Raw genomic sequence first — 25,408 nt, forward strand, 5'->3', positions numbered from 1 at the left:
GTTCTTTCTGTTAACTGATAGAACTCATTTTTTATTTTGGCATAGCTATTGCCAAGTAAACAGTGACCAATTAATTTTGGTGGAAACAGACATTTTGTCATTTTTTACAGGACATAAGTTTGTTTTCTTTATAGTGAGTAATGAGAACATGACAAGCGAAATAATGAGCAGAAAGATTGAAATCAATATAAGCGATATCGCATTGACGAATATGATGGACGAAGATTCAGATTTTATTCCAATTATAACCGATGAGGATGAAAATGCGCTGGACGAACTAGTTGTTCCTGACAGTTTGCCAATTTTGCCTCTTCGTAACACGGTTTTATTTCCTGGCGTAGTAATTCCTATTTCGGTAGGAAGAGAGAAATCCTTGAAATTAGTTCGTGAAGTATACAGCAAGAAGGGGATGTTGGGAGCAGCCACTCAAATAGATTTGAGTGTTGAAGATCCGCATTTCGATGATATTTATAAAATTGGAACGGTAGCTCAAATTATCAAAATTTTGGAAATGCCTGATGGTTCTACCACTGTTATTTTACAAGGTAAAAAGAGATTTGAGTTGCAGGAAATAATTTCAGAGGAGCCTTACCACATTGCTAAGATTAAAACGCTGAAAGATATTCGTCCTGTTGAGGAAGATAATGAGTTTAAAGCTCTTATATCTTCTGTTAAGGATATGGCCGTTAAGGTGATCAAATTGTCGCCGCACATTCCTAATGAGGCTAGTTTTGCAATCAAGAATATCGAAGGATCTTCGTTTCTAATCAACTTTATTTCAAGTAATTCTGAAATTAAGCACAACCAGAAACAGAAGTTGCTTGAGATTGAGGAGATTGCCGGCAGAGCAATGAAACTTTTGGAGTTATTGGTTCGTGAAGTGCAGGTTTTGGAGCTGAAAGATGATATTCAGACCAAGGTGAAAACCGATATGGATCAGCAGCAAAGAGAATACTTGCTGCACCAGCAAATGAAAACCATTCAGGATGAATTGGGCGGAGGGCCAAACGATCAGGATGTAGAAGAGTTGGAAGAAAGGGCACAAACAAAAAAATGGACCGACGAAGTTGCTGCTGTTTTTGAAAAAGAATTGAATAAACTACAGCGTCTGAATCCTGCTTCTGCAGAATATTCGGTGCAATTAAATTACCTTGAGGAGCTGCTTGATTTACCATGGAGCGAATGCACCAAGGATAATTTTAACTTGAAAAGAGCTCAAAGAATTCTGGATCAGGATCACTTTGGTTTGGAAAAAGTAAAAGACAGAATTATTGAGCATTTGGCTGTATTAAAACTAAAAGGGGATTTAAAATCACCGATTTTATGTTTGTACGGACCTCCGGGCGTAGGTAAAACATCTTTAGGAAAATCAATTGCGAGAGCCTTGGATCGAAAGTATGCCAGAATGTCTCTAGGCGGATTGCATGATGAGTCAGAAATTCGTGGTCACAGAAAGACATATATTGGTGCAATGCCGGGAAGAATTATTCAGGGAATGAAAAAAGCCGGTTCATCCAATCCTGTTTTTATTTTGGATGAGATTGATAAAGTAAGTAATGATTTTAGAGGAGATCCATCTTCGGCTTTATTGGAGGTTCTTGATCCTGAGCAGAATAGTGCATTTCATGATAACTTTTTGGATGTAGACTACGATTTGTCGAATGTGATGTTTGTAGCAACGGCCAATAATATTGGGGCGATTTCAGCTCCTCTTCGCGATCGTATGGAAATGATTGATGTAAGTGGTTACATTCAGGAAGAAAAAGTACAGATTGCCAAGACTCATTTGATTCCAAAGCAAATGGAGAATCATGGGATTACTGCTGATAATATTAAAATCTCGAAGGAGGTAATTGCCGAAATCATCGATAAATATACCCGTGAGTCGGGTGTAAGAGCATTGGATCAACGAATTGCCAAGTTAATGAGGCGTATTGCCCGTAAGGTGGCAATGGACGAAGAATATGATATTAATATAAAGATTGAAGATCTGAAAGAATTTTTAGGTGCACCAATCTTTAACCGCGATAAATATCAAGGGAATGAATATGCCGGTGTAGTTACAGGTTTGGCCTGGACTTCGGTTGGCGGAGAAATCTTGTTCATCGAATCGAGTCTGTCGGCTGGAAAAGGGAAATTAACCCTTACCGGGAACTTGGGCGATGTAATGAAAGAATCGGCACTACTGGCACAAGAATATTTGAGAGCGCACTGTGGTGCATTGGGAATTAAAAAGGAAACTTTTGATGAGTGGAACCTTCATGTTCACGTACCCGAAGGGGCGATTCCAAAAGACGGACCTTCGGCTGGTGTGACTATGGTAACTGCAATGGCTTCAATTTTCACACAGCGTAAAGTGAAAAAACATCTGGCTATGACAGGTGAAATAACACTTCGCGGAAAAGTATTGCCTGTAGGAGGAATTAAGGAGAAAATTTTGGCAGCTAAGAGAGCCGGAATTAAGGAAATTATTCTTTGTAACCAGAATAAAAAAGACATTGAGGAAATTAAAGAGATTTATTTAAAAGGTCTTAAATTCCACTTTGTTGATGAGATTATGGAAGTTTTGGATATTGCCTTGATGAAGCAAAAGGTAGATAATCCCATAAAATTATAATTTGGAGTAGATTTAGAAAAAGGCTTTCGAAAGAAAGCCTTTTTTTGTTTCGGTTCCTTGAAACCATAAAATTTCTTACTTTTAAACTGATATACCAATTTAATTTCAAAACACATTGTCTACCTATGAATGAAAAAGGAAAATATTTTATTGTAGCTCTTGGTTTAATCTTGTTAGGGCTATTGTTTTGGTATTTCAGTAACATAGTAACTTACGTTTTAATTTCGGTTGTTCTTTCTTTCATCGGACGTCCGGTTGTCGACTTTTTAAATGGTTTAAAAATTAAGAAATGGCAATTCCCTTCGGTTTTATCGGCGGGGATAACACTCATTCTTTTGTGGATGGTCATGATCATGTTCTTCCGCACCTTCATTCCAATGATTGCATCGCAGGCCCAGGATCTATCAAATATAGATGTGAATGCCGCAGTTCAAAGTCTTGAAGAACCAATGCAAAGAATAGAAGCATTTGTTGTAAAGTATTCTGCTAATGGCGAGGCTTTTGACCTGAAAGCAGTTCTGGTTAAAAATATTTCATCATTTGTGAAAATATCTGATGTTTCAGATATTTTTAGTTCGCTGGTTGGTACTTTGGGAAATGCATTTATTGCTTTGTTTTCGATCTCTTTCATTACTTTTTTCTTTTTGAAGGACAGCAGTTTGTTTACCGAGGGAGTTGTGGTTTTGGTTCCGGCCCGCAACGAAGAAGGCGTTCGCCATGTATTGGATTCGATCAAAAAATTGTTAATGCGCTATTTTGTAGGACTGTTTTTTGAAGTGATACTCGTTGGCTTTATGGTAACCATTGGTCTTACCATTGTTGGTTTGCCTTTTAGTACCGCAGTTGTAATCGGCTTGTTTGCAGGTATCATGAATGTGATTCCTTACATTGGGCCAATCATCGGAGCCTGTTTTGGTATGATTATTGGAATTGCGACCAATTTAGATGTTGATTTTTATACAGGAATTGTTCCTTTGTTAGGATATATGGCGATTGTATTTGCAACGGTTCAGGTGATCGATAATATTTTGTTTCAGCCCTTAATTTATTCCAATAGTGTAAATGCTCATCCTCTCGAGATATTTATTGTGATTATCATGGCAGGAAGTATGGCAGGTATTTTAGGAATGATGCTGGCAATACCATCTTACACAATTATGCGTGTTATTGCAAAAGAGTTTTTTAACAAATACCGGTTTGTAAAGAAACTGACGGAAAAAATTTAGTTGGGATGCAGGTTATCCATAAAACAAAAAAAGCTTGATTCATTCTCGAATCAAGCTTTTTTGTATCTGACAACAAAGGTATATCAATAGCTTTTATAGGCTTGAAGCCTCAAAATGCTCTTTTAGTATTTTTAGTTCTTCTTCAAATCCTAATTTTTCTCCTTCGTACAATTTCATAATTCGCTCATCAACAGTAACCAATTGTTGTGGAAGTTCAAGATGTTGGTTGGTGAAAATCATTTCCATGTCTGGATTTTGCACTTGCATCACTTCCACTAAATCCATAATTGATTTGTTGTATTCCACCAAATTGTAAACTCCTGAATCTAATTTTCCACCCAAAAGGTTGGCTAAAATACTACTGGTTTTTTCCAAAGAAATAAACGGACGTTTTTGGTTCCCGCTTCCGTGGATAGAAATACGACCAACAAAGTGAGAATCGAAAAGTAAGCTGTTTAGAATCCCTTTCATATTCATACTTACGCCGTAACCAAAAACATTTCCCAAACGAATAATCTGAGTGTTTATTTTCGACATGATTCGTTCAACATGCTGTTCGCCTCTTAAAGTAGAACTTCCCAACGAAGTAGTTGGTTCAGGAATTGAATAAATATCAAATTCATTATCAGAATAACCGTAAACAGCTGTTGAACTAACGTATACCAACTGTTTTACGTTGCTTTCTTCTATGGCATAAACCAACTCAGCGGTTCCCCAGTTATTAACCTGTTCATGAAGATGATGAAGCTTATCGTTGTCCGAATTTTCAGCAGCAAGATGATAAACAACATCTACATCCTTAATAATTTTATCGAGAGTTCTTGAATCCAAAAGTTCACCTCTAACAAAAGTTAGTTTACCAGGTTTTATTTGGGAGTGTAAAAACAGATTGAAGTTGGCCTGATGCAGATTATCCAATACAATAATTTCTTTTACATCAGGGTTCTGATTCAATTTTATGCATAATTCGGTGCCAATGTAACCGGCACCACCTGTAATTAATACTCTCATTGTATCTGTGTTTTAATTTCGGATTATTAGCTTCAATTATTATTTGTCTTTTTTAATCACCAAATCGGTATTTAAACCGCATTCGGTTTTTTTCATTCCAAACCATCGTGCCGACCGATCATCTCCCAAAGTCATTTTTCGTGTGCAGGGTTCACAGCCAATGCTGTCGTAACCTTTTGCTTCGAGCGGATGACGGGGAAGATTGTGCTCTTTAATGTACTTGTAAATTTCCTGCTTGCTCCAGTCTAACATTGGATGAAACCGGATGACACCATGAGGAGCATCCTGTTCTATGTTCATCGCTTTTCGAACAGCCGACTGATCTGCCCGAACACCATTGATCCAAACATCGTGATCAGCCAAAACACCATCCAGAGGTTGCACTTTATTTAGGAAACAACAGTAATCAGGATCAGAGGTGAAAAGAAAATTTCCTTTCGCATCTTTTTGTTGTGCTTTTGGTATTGAAGATTTTGCATCGATAATTTTCAATCCAAATTCTTCGGCGATTTGATCTTTAAACTGAATGGTTTCAGGGAATAAAAATCCGGTATTGATAAAATAAACAGGTATTGTATTGTCTATTCGGCTGATGATATGAAGTAAAACAAGACTGTGCGATTGAAAAGAAGATGTGGTAAACATCGTCTTTCCTTCGGCTTTGTATTGTTTCAGTTTCCTTTTTATGCTTTCAAAATCCATTGTAAAAGTCCTTTTGCCTTGCTATATCCTAAGGCGGGTAAATGTGTATGTAAAGGATGGTAAAGATACTAATAAATATTCCAAATCAGGGAGATTTTGATCGGAGAGTAAGTTCGGGTAACCGGTAAAATCTGAACTTATAAAATAAGTTGCAGTGTAAGGTTTCAGTCAATTTTATTAAAAGTAGTGGGGTAAATATTTAATTAGGATTAATGTTTGATGAATTTGGAGTATTTTAGGTTTAAAACTCACACTAAGATTATTGTTTTGTTAAGTTCTGTCGTATATTTGCATGTGCATTATTTTTGGCTTAAATTCACTCATTCAGAATGTTTAGGGCAATTTTTTACGGAGTTTGGTTGCTTTTTAGGATTGGTGTTATATTTAACGGATATTTTTTAGTCGTTTTTTTAAGAAGATTTATAATTGATAATATGATAAAACAAATTTTTCTTTTCTTTCTTTTCACGATATTAATTACTGAAGCTTATGCTAAGGATGATTATAAGAAAGCCCGGTTTCATGATTTAGACAGCTTGAAAGCAACCATAAATGGGCTGGTTATGGTTGAAGGAAAAATGAAAAATTCTGATAGTGTAATTGGCCTTGTATCTGATAACCGGAAAATTTTAAAAGATGAATATCCGTCTTATTTGCATCTGCTTTTGAATAAAATTAAAACTGATGAGGATACTACCGGCCTGGCAGAAATTTATTATCGGATAGGAGTAAACCATCGATATACACACGGTTACGATTCTGCTAAATATTACTATCAAAAGTCACTGCCCTTTGCTCATAAAATAAAAGATTACTATAAATTAGGCAGAATCTATAATGAGTTGGGGGTTGTCTGTCGAAAAACGGATCGGAATGAAGAGGCTCTTAATTATTTTGTTTCGTCAATTAATACTACAAAATACACCGACAACTTTTATGGAAAAGCCATCGCCGAAAACGGAATTGGAAATATCTATTTGGTGCAAAAAGAATATGAAAAGGCCTTATCCTATTTTCGGGAATCTTTAAAATATGGCTTAAGCAGCGACAACAAATATCATTTGGAGATTAGTTATGGGAATGTTGGCGAAGCCTATCTCGATTTGCAGGAAGCTGATTCGGCCAATTACTATATTAATAAATCGCTGGAGCTGTCAAAATTACGTGGGAATCCTATTGGTGAGGGAATTTGTTATCAGCTTTTGGGGCAAGTGAAAATGTTTCAAAATGAATATGAGAAAGCTTATGTGTATTTTGAGCAGGCACTCGCTTTGCAACGAACAAGAAATGATAAGCGTTACTTAAGTACGATACTAATTCAACATGGTAATGTTTGTTCGAAGTTAAAACGATACAAGGAAGCTGAAAAGAATTTGTTGGAAGGAAGATTAATTTCAAAAGAAATTCATTCTGTTGATAATCTCATGTTTGCGAATAAGATTTTGTATGAAATCTATTATGCAACAGGAAGATATAGGGAGGCAAGTGATGCTCTGTTATTGCATAAAAATTATACCGATTCGTTATACAACAGCGAATCAGTTCGCGTAATGAATGATTTGGAATTTAAATATCAATCGGAAAATAAAACACACCAGATTGAGCTGTTGAATACCAGAAATCAATTGATTGGAGAATCAAAAAAAATGCAGAGAAATCAGTTTGGAGTTCTGCTTTTGCTCTTTGGAGGATTGGCTGCATTTTTTTATTATTTATACAAGAACAAACAAAAGGTTTCAAGAGAGTTACAGATTGTTAACCAGATGAAATCAAAATTCTTTAGCAGTATCTCCCATGAATTTAGAACACCTTTAACCTTAATTACAGGTCCGGTAGAAAAGCACTTGGCACGGCCTCATTGTAATGAGGAGCAGGAAGAGATGAAACTGATTCTGCGTAATACCAATAGATTACTTGCATTGGTTGATCAACTGTTAAACCTTTCTAAAATTGATGCAGGTCATTTTGCTATTGCTGCGCAGGAAGGCAATTTGTCAACATTACTAAAAGGAATTTCAAATTCGTTTACTTATCAGGCATCTGAGAAAAAGATAAATTATCAATTGGAAATAAATGAATCAGGAGATGTTTGGTTCGATACGAATATTGTCGAAATAATAATTACCAATTTATTATCCAATGCATTTAAGTTTGTTCCTGGAAATGGCAATGTGGAACTGAAGCTTGCTGCGTTTAATGATCATATTAAAATCACCGTAAGTAATTCAGGCTGCACATTAACCAAAGAGCAATTGCCGCATATCTTTGATCGTTTTTACCGTGCCGGTGAAAATGAAACGCAGGGAACGGGAATTGGACTTTCTTTAGTGAAGGAACTGTGTACTCTTTACCGCGCCCCCATAAAGGTTAGTTGTTCCAATAATCAAATCATTCAATTTGAATTGTTGTTGCCAACATCTAAAGATCATTTTAAGGCAAACGAAATATCACTTTTGCCTCTGGCAAAAAAAGAGGAGCAGTTTTATGAAGTAAATTCAGATTTGAACCCGGAAGAAGAAAACGAGGTGAAAATTGAAGATTTGCCCGTATTGTTGCTTGTTGAGGATAATTTAGATATGCGGAAATACATCAAAACGTACTTTATTCATAAATACAAAATTTTAGAAGCTGATGACGGGGAAATTGGTGTTAAGATGGCAATCGAATATATTCCTGATTTGATTATTTCGGATGTAATGATGCCAAAAGTTGGTGGTGTTGAACTTTGTTCCTGCTTAAAAGCAGATGTAAAAACCAATCACATACCCATTATTTTATTGACTGCCAAAGTTGGTGATGACAATGAATTGGATGGTCTTAAATCCGGCGCAGATGATTACATCGTAAAACCATTTAATGCTCAGGCTTTAATCGTTAAGGTGGAAAGACTAATTGCCACAAGAAAAGAGATGCAGAAAAAGTATCAAAATGAAATAGTTATCAGTCCTTTAAATATTGTGTTTCCATCCGAAGAAGAAAAATTTGCCAGAACATTACAGCAAGTTTTGGAGGATCAATTAGCGAATCCCGATTTTAGTGTCGATCAGTTTTGCGAACTTGCGCTTATGAGTAGAACTCAACTTCATCGAAAACTAAAAGCATTAACCGGACTGTCGGCTACCGCTTTTATTCGAACTCAAAGGGTAAAAGTGGCAGCGGAAATGCTATTACAGCCAGATGTGACTATTAGTGATATCTGTTTTGCCACCGGATTTAACGACACCTCGTATTTTTCCAAATGTTTTAAAGAGATTCAAGGCTGCACTCCTTCTGAATATGTGAAATCACATAGCGAAACATGTATCTAAACTCGATAATAAGCTAGGTGCGACACTAAATAGTATAATACTGAGGGTGTCCAAAAAGTAATATTTTGTATCGGATTGTCATGTTGAGCGAAGTCGAAACATCTGTTTTTCAGAGTGAAAGATTCTTCGGCAAGCTCAGAATGACAATGGAACTATACTTTTTGGACACCCTCATTTTATTTTTCTTTCTTCACAAGGCATTATACCTATAATGTTCGTAATAGTTTATGATCGATTTAAAATGGAATAGCCTTCGCTTTTAAAGAAAAGTTTTATAGTATGGCGAGGCAATCTACTTAGCGAGTATTTATTTTCATTTATCGAGTAAGCTAAATTGTAAGCCTAGTAATAAATAAGTAGAGCGAGTAGCTGTTTTTTGCTTTACGAGTAAATGGTTCGAGTATCCGAGTAGAGTTTTTATATTCACGAGTAAGGGAATTCGCTTGCAGAGTTGAACTAGGAAAGCAAAATGACTTACTCGGATTGTTTTTTTTCGTAAGGGAATTATGCAGTAGGCAACTCGAGAAAGTAGACTGTGAATTGTACTTACCTAAATTTTACCACTTGCCTATCTTCAAGCCAAATTTCACATTTTAAAATAGCCTCCTTTTAAATGAAAAAAGTAAAAATTATCGGTAAAAGATATTTTTGCGAATATTTAAAACACAAAGCACTACAATCTTAAAGAATAAGTTGTTTTATATTTAGATGATATAAAGCATATTATCAGAAGGTTATACTACTATTGGAACATTTATAGCAGATTCTGGAACATTTCTTATACTGATGTTTTCATTCGTGCAATTCTAAATCCAGATTTAAGGGAACATCAAGCCCCGAAAAACAAATCTCCTATCGGCGGTAATGCCTGTAAACTCTATCTTTTTATTGTTTAAAACACCTTTTGATTAATAGGTTTCTCCGCTACCAGCAAGCTTATTTCTTCTCTTAATTAGATCCCCTATGGAAGTAGAGAATAATTGTTTTATGTCAAAATCCAAAAGGTTAAGTGTCAGATAATCAAAGTGTAGAACATCTAACCATACGAATGGAACAATACACCTATTTAAAAAATGATTGTCGCCATACATTTACAATGTAATCGAAACCAAAAAATAGGAAACATGAAAAAAGGAATATTCATAACGTTTTTGTTTGCGCTTAGCTTTAGTTTGGTAAACGGACAAGTTGTAGAGCCGGAAAAAGTAGTAAAGAAACAAGGTACACGTCGTGCTAATAATAAAATAGAACGAGGCGTAGATAAAGGCTTCGATAAACTGGAAGAAGGTATTGGAAGTTTATTCGGTAAAAAGAAGAAGAAAAAGAAAGCTGCGAACGAAGAGCCAAAAAATACCTCAGATAAGAAAGAAGACTCAAATGGAAATGATGGGAATAATAGTAACGAGAGAGTAGAAAAGCAAGTTGCTAAAAAGCCAAATGTAGTTTGGAATAAATTCGATTTCGTTCCAGGTGATGTAGTGATTTTTGAAGATAGTCCTGCAGTAACAGAGGAGAATGGTGAATTTCCTAGTCGTTGGGATTTGGTGAAAGGGCAGGTTGAAATAGCAAGTGTAAATGGCGAAAATGTGATGATGTTTATGGATGGAACCCCTACGGTTGTTCCATATCTGAAGAATGCAAGTGAAGATTATCTTCCTGAAATTTTTACGGTTGAGTTTGATTTTTACAAGCCAGCGAATGGCAATCGATTTTCGGTATACTTATACGATCTGAAAAATCAGAAGAATAGTGGTCAGGAAATTGAAATAGGCTACAAACATATTTCTGTTGAGAATAGCGACGTTTCAGGAGAACACCCGGATTTGGATTATACATGGAATGATAAAGCGCGTTGGATTCATGTATCGATAGCCTATACAAAAGGCAAGTTGAAAGTGTATATGGATGACACCCGCTTGATAAATATTCCACATTATGAAGCAAATCCAACGGGAATCAGCCTGCAGGCTTATTGGGCTAAATTAGCCGACGACAAAGCATACTATGTGAAAAATGTTCGCATTGCAAAAGGAGGAGTAAAATATTACGATCGCGTTCTTCAAGATGGTAAAATTATTTGTAATGGAATCCGCTTCGATGTTAACAAGGCAAGTTTAAAGCCTGAATCGATGGGGCCAATCAATGAAATATTCCAACTCTTACAAAAACAGCCCGACCTAAATTTCAGTGTTGAAGGTCATACCGACAGCGATGGAGATGATGCTTCAAACAAAAGTTTATCGGAAGCAAGAGCCAAAGTGGTGATGGAGAAATTGATCGAAATGGGAATTTCATCGAACCGATTGAGTTATGCCGGTTATGGAGAAAGCAAGCCATTGGATAACAACAGCACACCAGAGGGAAAAGCGAACAATCGAAGAGTAGAGTTCGTGAAAACAGAGGGGAATACTGCATCTGCCAATCCCAATACATCAGGCAATTCAATTTTTGATTCTTTGGATCGTAAAGCGATTGATACTAAAATGGAAAGCTTACCAAATGGGAATATCCCGGTTTCCGATCAATCGGGAATTCTGCTAAAAAATGGGACTACCATCATCTATGGATCATCGGATGGAAATTTGGGTAAGATGGAAGTTTTGAATGTTGATGAAAGTGATAATTACAGGTTGACAGTTAAGTATGTAACCTATAATGATGATGGTTCTGTTCACAGCAAATCGGATCATTTGGAAATTGGAGGTACTTATACCTGCGATTTGGACGAAGGAAATACCGGTGACATGATGAGATCGGAAGAAGATTTTTGGCTGGGCAGATCGGATGCGAAATCCACAACAATTGTACAGCGAGAGAACACTGGATTCTATTTGATTCCAAATTAATAAAATCGAAAAATAGTAAGAGGGTAATCTTCTTGATTAGCACTTTAAAGTAAAAAATAAAAGACATGAAAAATAGATTAAAGTATTTAACACTAGTTGTATTTAGCATCGCGTTGTTTTCTTGCGATAAGGACGATGATTTACAGAGTAAAGACATAAAACGCTACAATGTGGAGACTGGCATTGTACACTACGAAACTTCAATATCAGGCCCATATGTGAATGGATCAGGAACAGAAGATCTGTATTTTAAAAAATGGGGCGCTTTGGAAATGAATTTTGAGGATAAATCGGAAACGATCACCATTATTAATGTTAATGGAATAGAAGAATCGACAACTACGAATGCCCGCAATGCTTATAAAATTGATAATGAGAAAATTTATGTGGTTGATTATAAACACAGCATAATTTACACAAAAGAAGATCCATTAATTGATTATATGCGTCAGAATAATTTAGATGCACTGGAAGCTGGGAAAGAGACCATGATAAGTATGGGTGGAGTTCAAATGGATAATGAAGATGTTCTTGGTTACGACTGTGAAGTATGGGATCTTCTTGGGGTTAAACAATGGATTTACAAAGGATTAACGCTGAAGATTGTAACAAGTATGGCGGGAATCACCATCATAAAGGAAGCCACAAGTATCAAGTTTGATGTTTCTGTAGCCGACAGCTATTTCGAGCTTCCTAATTTTCCTCACAAGGACATTTCTGATTTGTAAATTAATCACTCATAATAATACAGGTAGATCATTTATTCATCATTAAACAAAAAAAGCATGAAACAAATTTTAGTCATAGTGCTCTGTTTTGTCGCCAATTCGGCCTTGTTGGCTCAGGGGAAAGTGGAAAAAGAAGGAGTAGATGTGATGCTGGAAACCTACATGAAGGCAAACAAAAATATGATTGATTCGACCAAACCCATGATTGATTTTTTCTTAAAGTATGATGAGAAAGATAGTTTAAAGGCTCCCAATCAAAGCGATTTCGATCAGATGCTGAACGAAATGGGAATACTGGAAGAGGTGAAGAATGATCAGAGTGGTTTGACAAAAGAGGATGCTTTCCAGTTCATCAATGCATACATCAATGCAGATAAAGCTATTGGAAAAGAAGACGAAAAATCAGACAAGCCAGTGCCGGAAAGTCAATTGGATCAGGAACTGAAAAAGGCTGAAAAGCAGTTCGATGAAGCCAGTCCCGAACTGGAAGGAATGCTGAAAGAAGCCGAAAAGGAATTTGAAAAGCTCCAAAAGCAAACCAATTTTATGTCTTACGAAGATTTCAGAAAACGAGCCAAACAAAGGAAGCCTGATTTGAGCGAGAGTGAAATTAGAGATGCTTATAATGAAGTTGTGAAAGTGTTAGGTAACCCATCTAAATCCAAATAAAAATGAAAAAAGCAACAATTATTCTTATCGTTTTGCTGTCGCTGATAAAAGTGACAAATGCTCAGGATTCAAAAATAAGTGGAAGCTGGCTGGTTACTAAAATAGTGGTGGGCGATCAAGTTGATGAACCATTATTTGTTATCGATTACAGAGCTGATGGATCTATTATAACTCAGGGAATTGATGTAGGATCGTGGTCGCATAATCAGAAAGAAGAGAAATTGATTATGAGCTCGGATATGGATAAAGATTTTGGAGGAGATTGTAAAATTATGAATCTGAATCAGAAAGAGCTAAACTTTGAAAAGGGTGATCAGAAATGGTTCCTATCCAGACTAAATATGGATGAAATAGCCAAGAATAATTCAGAATCGGGCTTAATAGGTTCTTGGAAATTTGCCGATGAGGAAAATACAGATGTGACGAGAGTATTGATCTTTGAGGCTCCGGATAGTTTTAGTTTTATCGAGAAAGAGCCAGGAATGGAAGGTAGGACTGGAGGAATGTGGATTTTTAATCCAAAAGAACAAAGCCTGCTGTTGATTGGCCGGATAGACCAGATTGGCGGTAAAAATAAAATTCTTACAATCAGTAAAACAGAACTGGTTTTAGAAAATGCAGGAGTAGAAACAGTCTTGCTTAAATCAGAGGCTAATTCTCAAAATATCGAAAGATTAACTTTTACCGAAGCCGATTTCTTCGATGCAAATGGAGATTACAAGTATGATGGGGAAGAGAACAAATTGCCTTGGACTGATCCTTTCGAAATGCTGATGTCTTTAGTAAATACGAGTCAATTGGAATATAATTTTTCGACATTGGTAGAGGGGACAAACGTTTTTGAAACTAAAAAACTGACCGCCGATGTTAAGACCGATAAAGAGGAGCAAAGTGTAAGTATCGATTTTATTTTTTATGGATACGACAGATACAATTTGCCTGATGAAACGGAATTACCACCCAATGTTTTAGATTTCAATTATTACAATCGCCTGTATCCATTACAAGAGAATTCGTTTCGGGTAGCTGGACAAGAAAAACTCACAACGCCATCGGGCACTTTCGATTGTACCGTAATTGAGTCTGTCGGCACTTCCGAAGAAAAATATAAACTATGGATGATTAATGATAAACCTGGAGTTTATGCCAAGATAATTGAAGACAAAGAAGGCATGTTTGGTCATTATTATATGTATGAATTAAATAAAATAATAGAAGCGAAATAGCTTATTATTCAATAAACCTTAATTAATTTTTTAAAAACCAGTAAAAAGTAAACAAAATGAAAAACAAGTTAATTTTAGTATTCGCAACCGTGCTTTCTGTATTCTTTAGCCTGACTACCAAAGCACAAGACTCAAAAATTTTGGCCGGAGCTGGTCTTAAGTATGCAACAGATATCAGTACTATGGGTATTGAAGCTAAAGGTGTTTATTTAGCAAGTGATACATGGGAAATTGCTCCTGCATTCACTTATTATCTAAAGAAAAATAATCTGAATTGGTCTACATTAGATTTTGATGCACATTATGTGTTTTCTGCAGATGATAAGAATACATTTTATGCCATTGGAGGTTTGAATATGACTTTCTTGAAGTATACTTATGAGGGTTATGAAGTTCTTGAAGGGTTTGGATCTGATAGTGGTTCTGTTTCCGACAGTAATGTTGGTTTAAATATTGGTGTGGGTAGTCGCTTTGCAATTTCTGACAAGATGTATTTTAATGCTGATTTGAAATATACCATTGGTAGCACCAACTACTTGTCAGCAGGGGTAGGATTGTTATACCATTTCTAGAGTTTTATTTGATTAGATACATTTAGTTAGTATTTCCTGTTTGGGCAATCAACCAATTCACTTTACAACCAAACAACCATAATAAAAAAGTCCCGAACAGGAAGTCTTTCTAATCAAATTTTCACCAACCATTTTTTCTTAATGCTTACAAATAAACCAGAACATTTAATTCAAATTCATTCACTGATGAAACAGATTATTCTTATAGTAACGTGTTTGCTAATGACGCATGTTGCTACAGCTCAACAAAAGAGTCAAATATATGCCATCAAATCGGGGCATGTTGAGTATCAACTCAGCGGAAATACTACTGGCACCAAATCTGTTTGGTGGGACAACTATGGGAATTCATCTTTTACGGAAACCAAATCGGTAAGCGTAACTAAAATGTTTGGAATTAAGAGTGAAACCAAAACACATGATATTTCAATTATAAAGGGAGGACAGTTTTGGTCTGCTAATTTAATTGAGAATAAAGGGCAGAAAGGAACAGTTCCTTTTCAGAATATCACTGATAATATGACCGATGCTGAGAAGAAGAAGATGGGAAAAGATCTGTTGGAAGCATTTGGTGGCGAGATTGTTGGCAAAGAAAAAGTTTTGGGGAATGAGTGCGAAGTAGTAAAGCTAATGGGAGCGAAATGTTGGATATACGAAGGTGTTACCTTAAAATCGGAAGCCAAGATCCTAGGAATCGAAGCAATTGAAACAGCAACCAGATTTGACAAAAACAGTTCTGTGTCTGCCTCAAAATTTACTCCTCCCACCAACATTAAATACGAAGATCAGGATCAGTATCAGCAGGAAATATTTGGTGGCATGAGCGAAGGATTTAGCGATGACAGTGATGGCGATGAAGCAATAGATTTAGTTCCTGTAAAGTATCCTTATGAAAAGTTTCAGAAAATTGCAAATGGTTTTAGCTTTAATAATTACCATAAAATGATGGTAATGAATATGGAAGGAACCTATAGCGCCATGTTTATGAAAGGAATGAACGGTAGTTTGGGAGTAGCTGCAACTTCACGTAAAAACGGCAATCCAGGACAGGAAGGAAATTTGGATGTTTTTACACACAGTGGGAAAAAGTGTATGTATGGTAAAATGGAAGGAGACGAAGGTATTTCTTTAATCATCGAAATTCCAGATTACGATACATATATTATACTTGTGTCCAGTTCTGTTCAGACTAAATCGGAGATGCTTCAACTAATGGATGCGTTTAATTTTTAAAAAAGACAGACTATGGAAAACAAGCAAAGTTCGCCAATTGCCTTACTCATTTTCGCAATTGCATTTATTATCGGAGGTTGGTTTTTTTATAAAAATATCAGCCAAACTATTGTTGAAGAGGCAAATGCTTCAAAGTCATGGCCTGCTGTAGAGGGCAAGGTTACTTTAGCGGATATCAGCACATCGATAAGTGATGGAACAAAAATGTATGCTTCCAACATTGTTTACAAATATGTTGTTGAGGATAAGGAGTATTCAGGAACCCGGATTTCTACTGTTGATGGAAGTAGCAGTAGTGCATCAGGTGCAAAAAAAGATATTCAGAAATATGCGGAAGGAAGTTCGGTTACTGTTTATTATGATCCGGAATTGCCTGATGCTGCCCTGCTTGAACCCGGCCCCAATTTTTTTACTTATTTGATTACTTACGGACCTTTACTGTTTTGTTTAATTGGATTCCTGATGTTGTGGCAGTTTGTTAAAAAAATTGGAGTGTTTGTTTTGGCCTTATTCGTAGGCTCAAGAAATTAAAATAGAATAGTTTGAAAAAAGTAACAATCATAAATTATAAATCATGAAATCACACGAAATAGATTATAAGATTATAGGACATGATATTCAGTTGGTAGAGATTGAATTGGATCCCAATGAAACAGTTATAGCCGAAGCAGGAGCAATGTTATATATGAAAGAAGGGATAGATTTTCAAGCAAAGATGGGAGATGGTTCAGAGCCGGACAAGGGGCTTTTTGGAAAATTGCTCTCGGCGGCATCCAGAAAAATTACCGGAGAGTCAATATTTATAACTCATTTTACACACCGGGGAACAGGAAAAAGTCAGGTTGCTTTTGCCGCACCCTATCCAGGAACCATTGTTCCTATCGATTTAGAGCAATTAGGTGGAACTGTGATTGTGCAGCGTGATGCTTTTTTGTGCGCTGCATTAGGAACAAAAATCAGTATGCATTTTAACCGGAAATTGGGTGCTGGTTTCTTTGGAGGCGAAGGTTTTATTCTTCAGAAACTGCAAGGCGATGGAAATGCTTTTATTCATGCCGGAGGAACACTTATCGAGCATGATTTAAAGGGAGAAACAATAAGAGTGGATACAGGCTGCGTTGTCGGTTTTCAGGAAGGTATTGATTTTAGTATTCAACAGGCCGGTAATTTAAAATCGATGGTTTTTGGAGGGGAAGGTTTATTTCTGGCAACTCTTCAGGGAACAGGAAAAGTGTGGTTGCAATCCATGCCGATTAGCAAGTTAATCAATCAATTATCAACAGGAGGTTCCAATAGTCGAAAAGAAGGTAGTAACGGGATTTTACAGAGTCTATTGGAATCATAATAAAATCCTGAAATCATGATAAATATTGAATATTTAATCGATAGAGTAAAACTGGTTACCCTTCAGCCGAAAGAAGCATGGGCGAAAATTAGTGATGAGCAAATAGACCTGAAGGATTTCTTACTGTCTTACGTGCTTCCTTTGGTTTTGATTCCTACCATAGCCTCTTTTATTGGTTACGGATTGATTGGTCTGGGGAGTTATTTTAAAGTAGCTTCTTTTAGCTGGGGACTTCATCAGGCGATTCTTGCTTTTTTAGGCGCATTTTTAGGTGTTTTTATTAGTGCGTTCTGTATTCATAAGTTAGCAACTAATTTCGGTACTCAGGTAAGCCTGGATAATGCAATTAAACTGGTAGCCTATTCTTATACGCCAATATGGCTTGCGGGAGTTTTTTACATTCTTCCAAGTCTAACCATCTTGGCTTTACTGGCTGGCTTATACAGTTTGTATATTTTATATATTGGTTTTGTTCCCATAACGAAGGTAAGCGAGGAAAAAAAGACCAACTACTTTATTGTCAGCCTGATTTTAGTCATTGGAGTGTCCGTTTTGGTCTCCTTTGTAATTGGGGTAATACTAATTTCAGCAGGTTTACAAACATATTAAAAAAATCCGGAGGTTACAGCCTCCGGAAGAATACAATTAAAAGGAATTAAACATCACGCAAGATCTCTTTAATTCCAAATTATTAATCATTTCAAATTTACAAAAAAAATGAAAACGAGTAAACTTTATTTTTTCGCAGTCGCTTTTATGGCGTTAAGTATTTCGATGGTTTCGTGTAGTGGTGATGATGGTGAGGTCGGATTATTAGGTCCTAAAGGTGATAAAGGAGAACAAGGTGCAGCAGGAGAAGTTGGACCAGCTGGAACCGATGGCAGTATTATTTATAGCGGTGAAGGCGAGCCTGCAGCTGCAGTTGGTGCAGTTAGTGATTATTATCTGGACGTTGCAACAGGAATGTTGTATGGCCCTAAAGTAAATGCAGATAATTGGACAGATACAGATGGGTTTTCTTTGAAAGGCACAAATGGTACTAACGGAGCTGATGGAACCAATGGAACGAACGGTGTTGATGGTATCAATGGAACCAATGGAACCAATGGTGTTGATGGTATCAATGGAACCAATGGAACCAATGGAACAAATGGTTCAAAAATACTTTCCGGTGAAGGTGTTCCCGGTAATACTATCGGAAACACAGGTGATTTTTACCTTGACAAAGCAACCTGTGTGCTTTATGGCCCTGCGGTAACCGATGAGGAAGGCGATACAAGCTGGGGAGCTGGTTTAGAATTGAAAGGTGCTGATGGAAATGCCAATGTAAAAACATTTAAATATACTGCCAGTGTTTCTAATTGGACCGTGTATAGCAATATCGCTACTAGTTATACAAAAACGATTATTGATGATATTGACTTTCCTGCTCTAAACCAAGATGTGTACGAAAATGGTATCGTATTGGTTTATTGGAAAGATGCAAACTCCATAAGACTTTTGCCATTAACTAAGCTAACTAATCAGAAAAACTTCCTTACACGCGAGGGGTGGATATTTAAAAACAGTAGTGATGATAGGTACATACTACGATTACAGAACACTCTTAAAGGAATGGAAAATATGACGGAACTACTCGTTGTAGAAGATGTTGAATATCAAATAAAACTAATAACGGGTCAGGCTGCTGTTCAGTTGGAAGCAAATAAAGGCAATCAACTTGAGTTTGATAGATTAGTTGAGAGTTTGAACTAGAAAAATATTGAAAATAAAAGGGCATTCTTTTAGGAGGATGCCCTTTTTGGATGTCATTAAGATTCTATTTTGGAATGTTTTTTCTATTGCAAATTGGTCAAGGTTGAGATTATTTTTTCCATTTTTTTGTTGCAGTCATCTATTGCAATTTCATATGCATCAGTATCTTCTTCAATAGATTTACATACAAATTCATAACTTTTTATTCTAAGTTCGCAATATTCTCTTAGTATCAAATTTCGGGTTCTGATGTGTGCTGGCAAGTCTAATTCTTTAAAGCTGTCAAGCAATTTTATATTTTCATTCCAATAGTAAATTCCATGCTTTGTAAACTCATCAATATATTGCTCTTCAGATGTGTCATCTGGTAAATTAAAGACTTCTAATGCTTTTGCTTCCATACTTACAAATTGCTGTATTTCTTTTTCATACTTACCAATATCATTAGGCAGGATTTTGTACACCAATATAGATGAAAGTAGAGTTATAACTGTCAATGCAGTAATTGTAGAAAGTTTCAACTTTTTAGATTCGAAGTTTTTTAGGCTTGGAACAAAGGCGTATCCAATTATGAATCCGCTAAGAAGACCTCCAATATGTGCGGCATTGTCAATGCCACTATCGGGCTTTAATCCGTTTACTATATTGTAACCCACAAATACTAAAATACTTGTCATGAATGCCTTTTTCACTGATTTATCAAGAAGATTGGTAGTGAGAAGAGCAAGAAAAACACCGTATAATCCAAAAATTGCTCCTGAAGCTCCTGCACTAATCGTGATGTCGTGATACCATAGACTTGCTATGCTTGAAGCAATACCTGTGAGTAGGTATGCGCCAATAAACCTGGTTTTGCCAAGATAAGGCTCTAATAAAAGGCCAATGTAGACTAATGCGTACATATTCATCAGTAAATGGAAGATTCCAATGTGTAAAAAAATAGCTGTGAATAATCTCCACCATTGTCCATCTAAGGTCATCGGTTTAAAATTAGCACCCCAATTTAAAAGACTTTCGCCGCTAGGGGCAAAAAAATTAACGCCGGATAATACCATGATCAGGAAAATAGAGATGGTAGTAAGAAGCAATATTGGAGTAACAAAATAATCTTTGGTAGGCTTAAAAACAGAAAAGAAACCAGTTAGTTTATTTTTAGATGTAGATGGCGGTTTGCTTAGGGCATTGTTTTCTGTTCTCGGATTCTTTTGCCATAGTTCTATTAATTTAGAATTAATATCTTCCTGTGACATTGTATTTTTTACCTCTTCGAATTTTGACACAAAAAGATTTATATTTTTCTTGTTTTTTCCCCAGTCGAAAATCTGTATACTCGTGCATGCACTTTTGATTGTTACTGATTTTTCTTCAATAGTTATATTTACCTCCTCGCTCCACGAAACCATCGAAAAGTTTGTGTAAGCAACAAATCCACTTTCATTTATAAAACTTACATCCCAATTAAGTTGCTTGGCTGTTTCTATGGCAAATAGTAAATAATGCTCTTTGTCAATATTATCAAGCTGAAAAATTTCTTTGTGTTTAGGTGGAAATCCAAATGCCATATTTTTTGTTTTTTATAATGGGTTCGAAAAAAAAATGCAATTATTTTGTTCGTTATGTTTTTTATTGTCGTACTTTTTTTTGGTGTTATTCAGGTTATTATCGGAAAATAGTTGGCCGTGAGTAATGGTTTAAATAGAAATTTCATCATTAGTCTTTATTTCAATGAATATCCACTAAAATATGTTACGCCTAGATAAAAGAAAAGAGCAAGTCCTCCAAAGAAGAATAGGAATGCAAAAGTATTTCTATTGGATCGTTGGGTTTTGTTTAGAGATTTATATTCTTTTTCTAATCCCCATTTAGAAATTGCCTTTTTTGCTTTTCTCTCTATCGGAATAGAAGTTGGGAGTAGAACAATCAGTAGTCCAATGAAAATTGGGGTGTAGGTCTCAAATTTGTAATTAATAGACCCAATAAAAGCGAAATACAAGCCACCAAGGACAAATGTAAATGGAGTTGTAAAAGTATGTATTGCAGCAGGAAGTATTTGTTGGGGCATTTTTTCATTCACCCATCTTTTGGCAAAACTGTAGTTTGCGGATAACAAATATTTAAATAGAAATTTCATCATTTTACTAAATATCCTTCAGTAAAAGTTATTATTAAATAAACAGACAAAGCAAAGCCTGCCCAAAAGAAGAGGAATGCAAAAGTATTTCTGTTTTGTCGTTGATTTTTACTTAAGCTTTTGTATTCTTTTTTAATCCCCCATCTTTCTATAGAATTTTTTGCCTTTTTTTCCACAAAAAAGGAAACACTAAGCATAACAATTCCTAATCCAATGAAGATTGGAGTGAATGTTTTAAATTTATAATCAATAGATCCTAAGATGACACAATATATTCCTGCAGATAAAAAAGCAAAAGGTGAGGTGAAGGTATGTAGGGCAGTAGGAATTACTCGTTGTGGTAAATTTTTGTTAACGATCCATTTGGCAGCGCAATAATTGGCGGCGAGTAATGGTTTAAATAGAAATTTCATCATTTTACTAAATATCCTTCAGTAAAAGTTATTATTAAATAAACAGACAAAGCAAAGCCTGCCCAAAAGAATAGAAATGCAAAAGTATTTCTATTGGATCGTTGGCTTTTGTTTAGAGATTTATATTCTTTCTCTATATCCCATTTGTAAATTGCTTTTTTTGCTTTTTTTTCGATGTAAAAGGAAACTCCTAGCATTACTATTCCTAATCCAATAAATATAGGTAGGAAAGTTTTAAATTTATAATCAATTGTGCCTATAACAGTGCAGTATAAGCCTGCAGCTATAAATGCAAATGGAGTAGTAAAAGTATGTATTGTAGCAGGAAGTATTTGTTGAGTCATTTTTTTATTGACCCATCTTTTGGCAAAACTGTAATTTGCTGATAATAAATATTTAAATAGCAATTTCATTATTTTACTAAATATCCTCCAGTAAACGTTACTCCCAAATAAAAAGACAAAATAATGCTTGCCCAAAAGAATAGAAATGCAAAAGTATTTCTGTTTTGTCGTTGATTTTTACTTAAGCTTTTGTATTCTTTTTTAATCCCCCATCTTTCAATAGAATTTTTCGCTTTTTTTTCTATGTAAAGGGAAACACTAAGCATTACAATTGCTAGTCCAATGAAGATTGGTGTGAAGGTTTTAAATTTAAACTCAATAGATCCTATAACGACACAATATATTCCTGCAGATAAAAAAGCAAAAGGAGTTGTAAAGGTATGTAGAGCAGTAGGAATTACTCGTTTGGGTAATTTTTTGTTAACAATCCATTTGGCAGCGCAATAATTGGCGGCGAGTAATGGTTTAAATAGAATTTTCATCATCAGTCTTTAAAATTTAGAGGTTTAATGAATTGTGGAGCTACATATGTATTGTCAATTCGAGCTTCATTAAATAAGGGTAAAAGTTCAGTTGGATAGCTTTCGATTGCTTGATTGTTCCAAAAATTGGAGTCTCGGCCAAAAATATCATCAATACCTCCACTTACATCAAAAACAAGGTCAAGTAATCCGTAAATGGCAATTCCTGTTACAATAGGAGCGGATGCAGCGGATACTGCAATAATACTCACAGCTAATAAACCTGCATTTACGAAAGAGTGTGCATCCCACGTGTCTGTATTATATTCATATAGGAGTGTTCCGAATGTTATAATATTACATAATTTACCTAGATGTTTTGTTTTTTTAGCAAATTTTTCTAAGCTCTGAAATATTTCTCCAGACTTTCCTGCTTTTGGGGCTATTTTTGATAGTTTGTAAGTGTATTTTCGTTTAAAATCTTTAGTGCGACAATCATATAACGATCTGAAATTATTTGCAGTATTCGCGCTTTTGTCGGCGACTCCGTAAACTCCTGCACCTAACCGCATCCAATCTAGTTCACCATCATTTAGTCTTAGGTTTTGGCCCTTAACCAATAGTTGTTCGTTGTCTACTAATGGTTTGTTGCTTTGGTATTGCTGGTAAGTTTCACTCGAGGTATAAGTAGCAGTATCTCCATTGTGACTAATTGTTAGATTGAAGGAAGCCTGAACAGTACCTGCATAACTATCTGTTCTTGCATCAAAACGGATGTTGGCATCATTAGGAACCAGCACCCATTTATCACCTACAAATACCTCCTTGTGATTAAATTCACGATTAGAAATCCGAACGAATTTGGTAAAGTCAATAGGTTCAGGTGATTTGTCTACCTGATTGAGTTCATCTTCTGCAATTTCGTTTAAAAGTCGAGATAATTCTCCGCTTCTTGCTTGCAATGTAAATTCAAGGTGCTGTCCAAATCCAGTAGGATTTGGGTCATATTGTGAATTGTTCTGGCTTGCTCTCCAGGCTGTATCAGCAGCATTTTGAACAAACTGTTGCAAATTATTTAATTTTCCTGACATTTTTTTTGATTAAAATCATTCTGCTGGTTAATAGTATAAACTATATTTTTAATAAAAATCAAATTTATGAAAAATAATTACATGATACCATAAGCGGGATGTAGTTTTGCAATAATTAATTGCAATGTTTATTTATTAAATGATTCAAAGTCGTGTTAAAGGTGTTCTGAAATTAAAACGGCTCTTTATTCCATTTCGGATTTTAGTATAAAAGAGGTAAAATTTCATTCATATTCAAATCATTTCTGAATTAGGCCAATTCTGTTTTTTTTTCAGAATTCATGTACCATTTATAAACATTAATAAAAAGACATTTAAATCCCTATCTATTGTTGCTTCTATTTGTGTTTCATTATGTGAATGAATATGATTTATTCGTTTAAATTATTATATTTGGTAGAGAGCGAGGAAGTTACGAAGAAAGTGAGCTCAGCTACCTTAATATAGAATGGTTGGATTGCAGTAGGATTTGTCAGATAAGGGTTTCGTATTTTGATTTGTATTTTCATTATTGGCTGTTATATAACCCTAATCTGTATCAAATACCTTACTTATGAGTAGACCCTACGGATTTTTTTATGCCCTGATTATACTTTTTCTGTTATTTAGTCCTCCTGCGCTTCTTGCAATTGAAGCCGACAGCACTCATGTTGCTGAAAATGATCATCATCATTTTAACTATTTTCTAAACTCCGGGAAAAGGGGAGAACGTCTTTTTAAAGGCTTAACCAGAATTAAAACGGATGTAACATCCTGTGTTTCCTGTCACAATATTGAATACATCGATACGCTGAATTGGAATCCTTCCGCGATGGATATTGCCGGAACCTATGCTGATAAATCAATTGCAGAATTCAAGTCTGTATTGATGAGCCCGTTGGGGAAGAAAATGGAGGCATCGCATGTAGGATATACTTATTCGGATGAGGAACTGGGATATATAAAATCATATCTCGTTCAATTAAAAGAGGATACTCTCCATGAAGCCAAACCTAAGGTAAATAACCTGATTGTTTTTTTCTTTTTGGGTGCCTTACTTACTATGGCTTTAATTGATTTGTTCTTCACAAAAAAAATCAAATATAAATTTATTCCAATACTAATTTTTGTACTTGCTTTTGGATACCAGATAAATATGTTGGCTGATGGAGCTATGGCTTTGGGACGCAAACAAAATTACCAACCGGCACAGCCCATTAAGTTTTCTCATAAAGTTCATGTTACCGGGAATAAAATTGATTGCAGATATTGTCATACAACAGCCGACGAAAGCAAATCTGCAGGAATTCCTCATGTAAACCTTTGTATGAACTGCCATATTATTGTAAGGGAAGGACCTAATTCAGGGAAATTCGAAATTAACAAAATTATCAAGGCAGTAGAAAATAATACTTCTGTAGAATGGGTTCGGATTCATCAGTTGCCCGATCATGTTTTTTTCAGTCATGCCCAGCATGCTAATGTGGGAAAAAGAGAATGTCAGGAATGCCATGGCCCTGTTGAAGAGATGGATGTAATTAAGCAAGTTGAAGATTTGTCGATGGGCTGGTGTTTGGATTGTCATGATAAAACAGCTGTTGATTTTCAGGCCAATGGATATTATTCCAATGGCTTTAAAAAACTGCACGAAGATTTGGCAGCAGGAGTTATTGACAGTGTTAGAGTTACTGATATTGGAGGAAGGGAATGTGCCCGATGTCATTATTAGGATTGTAGAAGCCAATTATTGC

22 protein-coding genes are annotated in these 25,408 nt (G+C 35.6%); 14 read left to right on the forward strand and 8 right to left on the reverse strand.

All coding sequences use genetic code 11. The annotated features are described in order from the left end of the window. Positions 1-163 precede the first annotated feature (163 nt). Positions 164-2,617: an endopeptidase La gene (gene lon / locus BZG01_RS01540; protein ID WP_101308278.1), complete on the forward strand. Its 2,454-nt coding sequence runs from the start codon at positions 164-166 to the stop codon at positions 2,615-2,617. A gap of 125 nt (positions 2,618-2,742) precedes the next feature. Next, positions 2,743-3,843 (forward strand): AI-2E family transporter, encoded by a 1,101-nt coding sequence (locus tag BZG01_RS01545; RefSeq protein ID WP_101308067.1) that lies wholly within the window; start codon positions 2,743-2,745, stop codon positions 3,841-3,843. 93 nt (positions 3,844-3,936) lie between these two features. Here the strand turns inward: BZG01_RS01545 and BZG01_RS01550 are convergent, their stop codons facing one another. Beyond that, on the reverse strand, positions 3,937-4,854 hold the full coding sequence (locus BZG01_RS01550) for an NAD-dependent epimerase/dehydratase family protein (protein ID WP_101308068.1): 918 nt from the start codon (positions 4,852-4,854) through the stop codon (positions 3,937-3,939). Positions 4,855-4,893: 39 nt separating this feature from the next. Further along, complete coding sequence (locus BZG01_RS01555) at positions 4,894-5,556, reverse strand: phosphoadenylyl-sulfate reductase (RefSeq protein ID WP_101308069.1); 663 nt, start codon at positions 5,554-5,556, stop codon at positions 4,894-4,896. 434 nt (positions 5,557-5,990) lie between these two features. Between BZG01_RS01555 and BZG01_RS01560 the strand changes: the two genes are divergently transcribed. The 11 genes from BZG01_RS01560 (at position 5,991) to BZG01_RS01610 (ending at position 19,238) form a co-directional block, all read left to right on the forward strand. Beyond that, the gene (locus BZG01_RS01560; RefSeq protein WP_180327166.1) at positions 5,991-8,864 is read left to right on the forward strand and encodes a tetratricopeptide repeat protein; all 2,874 of its coding nucleotides are present in this window, start codon (positions 5,991-5,993) and stop codon (positions 8,862-8,864) included. Between the two features lie 1,124 nt (positions 8,865-9,988). Beyond that, complete coding sequence (locus tag BZG01_RS01565) at positions 9,989-11,710, forward strand: OmpA family protein (protein WP_180327167.1); 1,722 nt, start codon at positions 9,989-9,991, stop codon at positions 11,708-11,710. A 65-nt stretch (positions 11,711-11,775) separates the two neighbouring features. Further along, on the forward strand, positions 11,776-12,438 hold the full coding sequence (locus BZG01_RS01570; protein WP_101308072.1) for a hypothetical protein: 663 nt from the start codon (positions 11,776-11,778) through the stop codon (positions 12,436-12,438). Between the two features lie 57 nt (positions 12,439-12,495). Next, positions 12,496-13,107, forward strand: a complete 612-nt coding sequence (locus BZG01_RS01575) for a hypothetical protein (protein ID WP_101308073.1) — start codon at positions 12,496-12,498, stop codon at positions 13,105-13,107. A 2-nt stretch (positions 13,108-13,109) separates the two neighbouring features. Beyond that, on the forward strand, positions 13,110-14,333 hold the full coding sequence (locus BZG01_RS01580; protein ID WP_101308074.1) for a hypothetical protein: 1,224 nt from the start codon (positions 13,110-13,112) through the stop codon (positions 14,331-14,333). A 56-nt stretch (positions 14,334-14,389) separates the two neighbouring features. Next, on the forward strand, positions 14,390-14,905 hold the full coding sequence (locus tag BZG01_RS01585) for an outer membrane beta-barrel protein (RefSeq protein WP_101308075.1): 516 nt from the start codon (positions 14,390-14,392) through the stop codon (positions 14,903-14,905). A 186-nt stretch (positions 14,906-15,091) separates the two neighbouring features. Then, positions 15,092-16,138 carry a hypothetical protein gene (locus BZG01_RS01590; protein ID WP_143470805.1) on the forward strand — a complete coding sequence of 349 codons (1,047 nt, stop codon included), beginning with the start codon at positions 15,092-15,094 and terminating at the stop codon, positions 16,136-16,138. Positions 16,139-16,150: 12 nt separating this feature from the next. Beyond that, the gene (locus tag BZG01_RS01595) at positions 16,151-16,669 is read left to right on the forward strand and encodes a DUF3592 domain-containing protein (protein ID WP_101308077.1); all 519 of its coding nucleotides are present in this window, start codon (positions 16,151-16,153) and stop codon (positions 16,667-16,669) included. A 43-nt stretch (positions 16,670-16,712) separates the two neighbouring features. Continuing rightward, on the forward strand, positions 16,713-17,483 hold the full coding sequence (locus BZG01_RS01600; RefSeq protein WP_180327168.1) for a TIGR00266 family protein: 771 nt from the start codon (positions 16,713-16,715) through the stop codon (positions 17,481-17,483). Between the two features lie 15 nt (positions 17,484-17,498). Next, complete coding sequence (locus BZG01_RS01605; protein ID WP_101308079.1) at positions 17,499-18,092, forward strand: Yip1 family protein; 594 nt, start codon at positions 17,499-17,501, stop codon at positions 18,090-18,092. Positions 18,093-18,200: 108 nt separating this feature from the next. Further along, entirely contained in the window at positions 18,201-19,238 is a 1,038-nt protein-coding gene (locus BZG01_RS01610; RefSeq protein WP_143470806.1) for a collagen-like domain-containing protein, read from the forward strand. Positions 19,239-19,321: 83 nt separating this feature from the next. Here the strand turns inward: BZG01_RS01610 and BZG01_RS01615 are convergent, their stop codons facing one another. The 6 genes from BZG01_RS01615 to BZG01_RS01640 form a co-directional block, all read right to left on the reverse strand. Continuing rightward, a complete protein-coding gene (locus BZG01_RS01615; RefSeq protein WP_101308081.1) occupies positions 19,322-20,800 on the reverse strand; it encodes a rhomboid family intramembrane serine protease in 1,479 nt (492 codons plus the stop codon). 155 nt (positions 20,801-20,955) lie between these two features. Then, on the reverse strand, positions 20,956-21,369 hold the full coding sequence (locus BZG01_RS01620) for a hypothetical protein (protein WP_143470807.1): 414 nt from the start codon (positions 21,367-21,369) through the stop codon (positions 20,956-20,958). After that, complete coding sequence (locus BZG01_RS01625) at positions 21,369-21,782, reverse strand: hypothetical protein (RefSeq protein ID WP_180327169.1); 414 nt, start codon at positions 21,780-21,782, stop codon at positions 21,369-21,371. The genes BZG01_RS01620 and BZG01_RS01625 overlap by 1 nt, the downstream gene beginning before the upstream one ends. Next, the gene (locus BZG01_RS01630; RefSeq protein WP_101308084.1) at positions 21,782-22,195 is read right to left on the reverse strand and encodes a hypothetical protein; all 414 of its coding nucleotides are present in this window, start codon (positions 22,193-22,195) and stop codon (positions 21,782-21,784) included. Before BZG01_RS01630 ends, BZG01_RS01625 begins: the two co-directional genes overlap by 1 nt. Beyond that, positions 22,195-22,611: a hypothetical protein gene (locus BZG01_RS01635; RefSeq protein ID WP_101308085.1), complete on the reverse strand. Its 417-nt coding sequence runs from the start codon at positions 22,609-22,611 to the stop codon at positions 22,195-22,197. The genes BZG01_RS01630 and BZG01_RS01635 overlap by 1 nt, the downstream gene beginning before the upstream one ends. Then, on the reverse strand, positions 22,611-23,678 hold the full coding sequence (locus BZG01_RS01640) for a hypothetical protein (RefSeq protein ID WP_101308086.1): 1,068 nt from the start codon (positions 23,676-23,678) through the stop codon (positions 22,611-22,613). The genes BZG01_RS01635 and BZG01_RS01640 overlap by 1 nt, the downstream gene beginning before the upstream one ends. 553 nt (positions 23,679-24,231) lie before the next feature. Between BZG01_RS01640 and BZG01_RS01645 the strand changes: the two genes are divergently transcribed. Beyond that, entirely contained in the window at positions 24,232-25,386 is a 1,155-nt protein-coding gene (locus BZG01_RS01645) for a cytochrome c3 family protein (protein ID WP_101308087.1), read from the forward strand. Positions 25,387-25,408 lie beyond the last annotated feature (22 nt).

This window comes from Labilibaculum manganireducens (assembly GCF_002843385.1).
Taxonomy (GTDB): domain Bacteria; phylum Bacteroidota; class Bacteroidia; order Bacteroidales; family Marinifilaceae; genus Labilibaculum; species Labilibaculum manganireducens.